This window comes from Cyanobium sp. BA5m-10 (assembly GCF_024346255.1).
Taxonomy (GTDB): Bacteria; Cyanobacteriota; Cyanobacteriia; order PCC-6307; family Cyanobiaceae; genus Cyanobium_A; species Cyanobium_A usitatum.
Window position 1 is genome coordinate 1 of record NZ_JAGQCP010000092.1, and the last position, 5,187, is coordinate 5,187.

Here is a 5,187-nt window from a genome sequence, read left to right on the forward strand (position 1 = left end):
ACCGGCTGCGGGCCGACCCCACCTGGGCCCAAGTGCCGGCCCTAGCGGTGCTGCCCCGGGGCTGCCGGGTTGAGCGGCTGCCGCGCGACCCCTGGGATGTGCCCCTGCAGGGCTGGATCGATGAAGAGGGCCTGGGGCACGCTTCTTGACGGCACGCTTCTTGACAATGCCTTTACAAGGAACGCAGTACGAGCAGCTGTTTGCCAGGATCACTTCATAGAACAGGCCACGCCTTGGATCTCAACGCTTTTACTGCTCCCTGCAGCTACGCCTCGGTCCCGGAACGGGTCCTTGCTGCCGAACTTCAGGAGCGCGGCCAGAGCCACGACGCCCTCTCGATGATGGTGAGTTCGATGGTGCGGATGGTGCAGGCCGGCAAAAGCAGCGATAGTCGTTGGCAAGCTTCTTGATTCAGCCATGAATCTGCGTGTGATTCCGGCCCTGCTGCTGCTTGCCAGCGCCGCCCCGGCCCATAGCCACGCGATTGAAAGCAGCCTGGAGCGCCTGAGCAGCCTCACAGACCAACTAGTGCTCGACAGCCGCTTCGGCAATGGTGAACCCGCCGATGATGCGGTGGTGCGCCTGGTTCCCCCCAATGGTGAACCGATCGAAGTAGGCCGCACCGATGCCAGCGGCCAACTCCGCTTCCGCCTGCCCAGCAACGCAACCGCCGCCTGGGAACTGCAGGTAGACCGCGGCCCAGGCCACCGCGACTATCTCGAGCTGCCGGGGGCGGCACCGGCCCTTTCCTCAGGTTCCAGGCGCTCCCTAGAAAAGCTGCAACTCGCGTCCAGCCCGATCCTGGCCTTGCTTGGCCTCAGCGCCGTAGCTGGCGTCCTGAGCTGGCGCCGCGGCGGCCGGCGCTGATGAGCATCGACCCCACCGGCAGCCCGGCCCTCGACCGCATGGTCGAGCGGCTGGCCAGCACCAGCGATCCACGCCGCCGCTACGAATACGTGCTCTGGCTGGCCAAAAAGCTCGAGCCCCTGCCAGAGGAGTTTCGCAATGACGCCTTCAAGGTGAAGGGCTGCGTTTCGCAGGTGTTTGTGGTGGGCGAACTAGCAGATGGCGCCCTGCACTGGCGCGGTGACTCCGACGCCGCCATCACCAAGGGACTGCTGGCCCTGCTGATTGAAGGGCTCGAAGGGCTGACGCCGCAGCAGGCCACCGCCATCGATCCGGCCTTCATCGCCGCCACCGGCCTGCAGGCCAGCCTGACTCCCTCAAGGGCCAACGGCTTTCTCAACATCCTGCGGCTGATGCAGGCCCAGGCCCAGTCCTTGGCGGCCACCCCCTAGGCCAAGCCAGTTGATTTCTAGGATCGACAAATTGATACCCCCCAACGAATGACCATCGGCATCGGCTTGCTCGGGCTCGGCACGGTGGGGGCTGGTGTGGCAGCCATCCTGGCGACCCCGGCCGGCCGCCACCCGCTGGTGGGCGAACTCGAATTGCGGCGGGTGGCCGTGCGCGACCTGAAGCGGCCTCGCACGGTGGAATTGGCAGCCGAACTGCTCAGCACCGACCCAGAAGCCGTGGTCGACGACCCGGCGGTCGACATCGTGGTGGAGGTGATGGGTGGGCTGGAGCCGGCCCGCTCCCTGATCCTGCGGGCGATTGCGGCCGGCAAACCGGTAGTAACCGCCAACAAGGCCGTAATTGCGCGTTATGGCGAGGAGATCGCCGCCGCCGCCGCCCGCAGCGGGGTGTACGTGCTGATCGAAGCCGCAGTAGGTGGAGGCATCCCGATCATCGAGCCCCTGAAGCAGTCCCTGGGAGCCAACCGGATCCAGCGGGTGAGCGGCATCATCAACGGCACCACCAACTACATCCTCAGCCGCATGGCGGCAGAGGGAGCCGCCTACCCAGACGTGCTGGCTGACGCCCAGCGGCTGGGCTACGCCGAAGCCGACCCCGCCTCTGATGTGCAGGGGGGAGATGCAGCCGACAAGATCGCAATTTTGGCGGGCCTGGCCTACGGCGGTCCGGTGCCCCGCGAGGCCATCCCAACGGAGGGGATCGACCAGCTCGATGCCCGCGACATCGCCTACGCCGAGCAGCTTGGCTATGTGGTGAAACTTTTGGCCGTGGCCCAGGCGATGCCTAACGAGCAAGCCATGCCGGGCGAGCAAGCCGTGCAGCTCCTCGATGTGCGCGTCCATCCCACCCTGCTACCCAAGGCCCATCCGCTGGCCGGGGTGAACGGGGTCAACAACGCGATCCTGGTGGAGGGAGACCCCGTGGGCCAGGTGATGTTCTACGGGCCTGGGGCTGGAGCAGGACCCACCGCATCGGCGGTGGTGGCCGACATTCTCAACATCGCCGGCATCCGCCAGGCCACTGGCGATAGGGGAACTCAGGCGCCCCTCGATCCCCTGCTGGCAGCTGGCAGCTGGCGCGACTGCCGCCTGGTAGAGAGCGCCGTAACCAGCCACCGCAACTACTTGCGGCTGCGCACCAGCGACCGGGCCGGCGTGATCGGTGCGATCGGCACCTGCTTTGGCGATGCGGGGGTGTCGATTCAATCGATAGTGCAGTTCGAAACCCAGAGCGCCGGCGGCGCCGAAATCGTGGTGATCACCCACGAGGTTTGCGAAGCCAACTTCCGCCAGGCCCTAGCCGCAATCGAGGCCCTGACAGATGTTCAGGCCGTGGCCGCCTGCCTGCGCACCCTGTAGCAGCGGGCCTGATTGACTCCATCAGGTCTCCAAATCGCCATCAACTGGCCACTGGGGCCAGCGGCAGGCCACAGTGGGGGCGTAAATCGAAATTAATTATTAAGACCCCAGCGGGGTCTGATCTGAAGGGGCCAGTGCTGCGGCAAGCCCTGTCGAGATCCCCACACCCAGGCCGATGTTTGTAGCGAGACGAACAGTGTTCAGCCCCTGTCCCCCGCAACATCGGCCCAGCAAGCACCAATCAGTTAGCCCCTAACCCCATGACCGGCCCCACCTGCTCCAGTGCCCAGGCCTCGAGCACAGTCAACCTGCACCAAGGTGCCTGCGTGCAGCTTGAAAGCGATGAGCAGCTATACCAAGTGATCGGCGTCGACGACCACCACGACCGCTGCTGGCTGCGCCGCTGGCCCCTGGCGCGGCAGGGATCGGAAGTGTTTGAAATTTCCCTGCAACAGGTGCGCCCTGCCTGGCCTCATCGGTCTTGAATGGCGTTGATTTGACTGCCGCCCCTTGCCCCGCGCTCCGCGGCTGAACCAAACCCTGGCGGCAGCCCTGCTGACCAGCGCCCTGGCAGCTGGTCTGGCTCTTTCCGGCTGCCGGCCCGAGCACGAGGCGTCGGCCAACCGGCTGGTAGTTGCCAGCAAAAACCGCATCGACACGGTTGATCCAGGCGGCGCCTACACCTTCGGCGCCATGCAGCTGCTGAGCGCGATCGGCGATCCGCTCTATGCGATCAATACCGCTGGCCAGCTGGAGCCGCGCCTGGCAGTGGCGCTGCCCAAGCTGAGCGCCGACGGGCTCAAGGCCCAGGTGCAGCTGCGCCAGGACGTGCGCTTCCACGACGGCACGCCGTTCAATGCCGCGGCCATGGTGTTCAGCCTGGAGCGCTTCCTGGCTATCGGCAAGCTCAGCTACCTGCTGGGCGATCGGGTAGGTGCAGCGCGGGCCGTGGGGCCCTACACAATCGAGCTGACGCTCAAGCGCCCCTTCAGCCCCCTGGCCGAGCTGCTCAGCGCCGTCAACCTGACGCCCCTCTCCCCCAGCGCCTACAAAAACCACCGCAATCGCTTCCTCAATGACCGCTTCGTGGGCACCGGGCCCTACCGGCTCAGCTTCTTCACAGGCCAGCAGCAACGCTTAGAGCCGTTTGCGGGTTATTGGGGGGCCAAACCCGCCAATGGCGGTATCGACCTGGTGTCGCTCAGTAATTCCACCGCCCTCTACGGCGCCCTGCAGAGCGGCGAGGTGGATGTGCTGCTCTCGACCAGCCTCGAAATCGACCAGCAGGCCGCCTTGAGACGCCAGGCTGCGGCTGGAAGCTTGCGGGAGGGCAGCGGTCCGGCACTGGAGATCGGCTACCTCACCCTGCTCACCGACCAGCCGCCCCTCAACGATCCCCGGCTACGCCAAGCGGTGGCCTACAGCCTCGATCGCAACACCATCAGCCGCCGGGTAACCCTGGGCCTGCGGCCGCCCCTGCGCGAGCTGGTACCCCCCAGCCTCAAGGGCTCCGACCCCCAGGCCTGGCCCAGCTACAACCCAGCCAAGGCCCGCCAGCTCTACCGCCAGGCCGGTTACTGCCAGGGCAAGCGCCTGGCCCTGCCGCTCACCTTCCGCTCCAACATCCCCGCCGACAGGATGTTTGCCCTCACCTGGCAGGCCCAGCTGCAGCAAGATCTGGGCGATTGCGTTGAGCTCGAGGTGACCGGCATGGAGGCCACCACCGCCTACCGCCAGCTGGGGGAAGGGGCCTTCCCCCTAATCCTGCTGGAGTGGATGGGCGACTTTCCCGATGCCGACAACTACCTGGTGCCCTTGCTGGGCTGTGAGGAAGCCAAAGGGGAGCGCTGTCTCAAGGGGGCCAGCGCCGCCAGTGGCAGTTTCTGGGCCAAACCCGGCTTGCAACAAGACCTGGAGCACAGTGCTTCCGTAGCCGGCCCCGCCCGCGCCGCCCTCTTGCGCCGCATCCAGCGCCAAACGGCAGCCGCCAACCCCTACCTACCGGTGTGGCTGGTGGCACCGCGGGCCTGGGCCCAGCCCAGCATCAGCCAGCCCCGTTTCGATGGCTCCGGCCGCCTATTGCTACGGGAATTGACCCGTAAGCAGACCCCCCAAGGGAGCACCAAACCATGAGCCGCCGTCGGGCCCTATCGCGCTACCTGGCCGCCCGACTGGCGCTGGCGCCATTGATGTTGTGGCTGATCGCCAGCCTGGTTTTTCTGCTGCTGCGGCTGGCGCCTGGGGATCCGATCGACGCCCTGCTCGGCACCCGCGCTCCCGAAAGCGCCCGGGCAGCACTGCGGACCCAGCTGGGCCTGGATCAACCATTGCTGCACCAGTACGGCAGCTTCCTGGGCAAGTTGCTGCATGGCGACCTGGGCGCCTCGCTCACCAACCAGGAACCGGTGACGGAAGTGATTCGCCAAAGCCTGCCGGCCTCCCTGGAGCTGGGGGTGGTGGCCCTGCTGCTGGCTGCCGTTGTGGGTTTAGCGGTGGGCTTTTCCGGCAT

Annotated in this window: 6 protein-coding genes and 1 pseudogene; all 7 read left to right on the plus strand. The window is 66.4% G+C overall.

Features of this window, described 5'->3' with window-relative positions:
• Positions 1–233 precede the first annotated feature (233 nt).
• Positions 234–410: a hypothetical protein gene (locus KBY85_RS15765; protein ID WP_254962408.1), complete on the plus strand. Its 177-nt coding sequence runs from the start codon at positions 234–236 to the stop codon at positions 408–410.
• A gap of 7 nt (positions 411–417) precedes the next feature.
• Positions 418–867 carry a hypothetical protein gene (locus tag KBY85_RS15770; RefSeq protein ID WP_254962409.1) on the plus strand — a complete coding sequence of 150 codons (450 nt, stop codon included), beginning with the start codon at positions 418–420 and terminating at the stop codon, positions 865–867.
• Positions 867–1,298, plus strand: a complete 432-nt coding sequence (locus KBY85_RS15775) for a SufE family protein (protein WP_254962410.1) — start codon at positions 867–869, stop codon at positions 1,296–1,298. The genes KBY85_RS15770 and KBY85_RS15775 overlap by 1 nt, the downstream gene beginning before the upstream one ends.
• A 48-nt stretch (positions 1,299–1,346) precedes the next feature.
• On the plus strand, positions 1,347–2,678 hold the full coding sequence (locus tag KBY85_RS15780; protein WP_254962411.1) for a homoserine dehydrogenase: 1,332 nt from the start codon (positions 1,347–1,349) through the stop codon (positions 2,676–2,678).
• A gap of 260 nt (positions 2,679–2,938) precedes the next feature.
• Complete coding sequence (locus KBY85_RS15785; RefSeq protein ID WP_254932263.1) at positions 2,939–3,163, plus strand: hypothetical protein; 225 nt, start codon at positions 2,939–2,941, stop codon at positions 3,161–3,163.
• A gap of 208 nt (positions 3,164–3,371) precedes the next feature.
• Positions 3,372–4,811: an ABC transporter substrate-binding protein gene (locus tag KBY85_RS15790; RefSeq protein WP_396121905.1), complete on the plus strand. Its 1,440-nt coding sequence runs from the start codon at positions 3,372–3,374 to the stop codon at positions 4,809–4,811.
• A pseudogene (locus tag KBY85_RS15795) lies at positions 4,808–5,187 on the plus strand (ABC transporter permease); the annotation flags it as partial. The gene KBY85_RS15790 and the pseudogene KBY85_RS15795, both read left to right, overlap by 4 nt.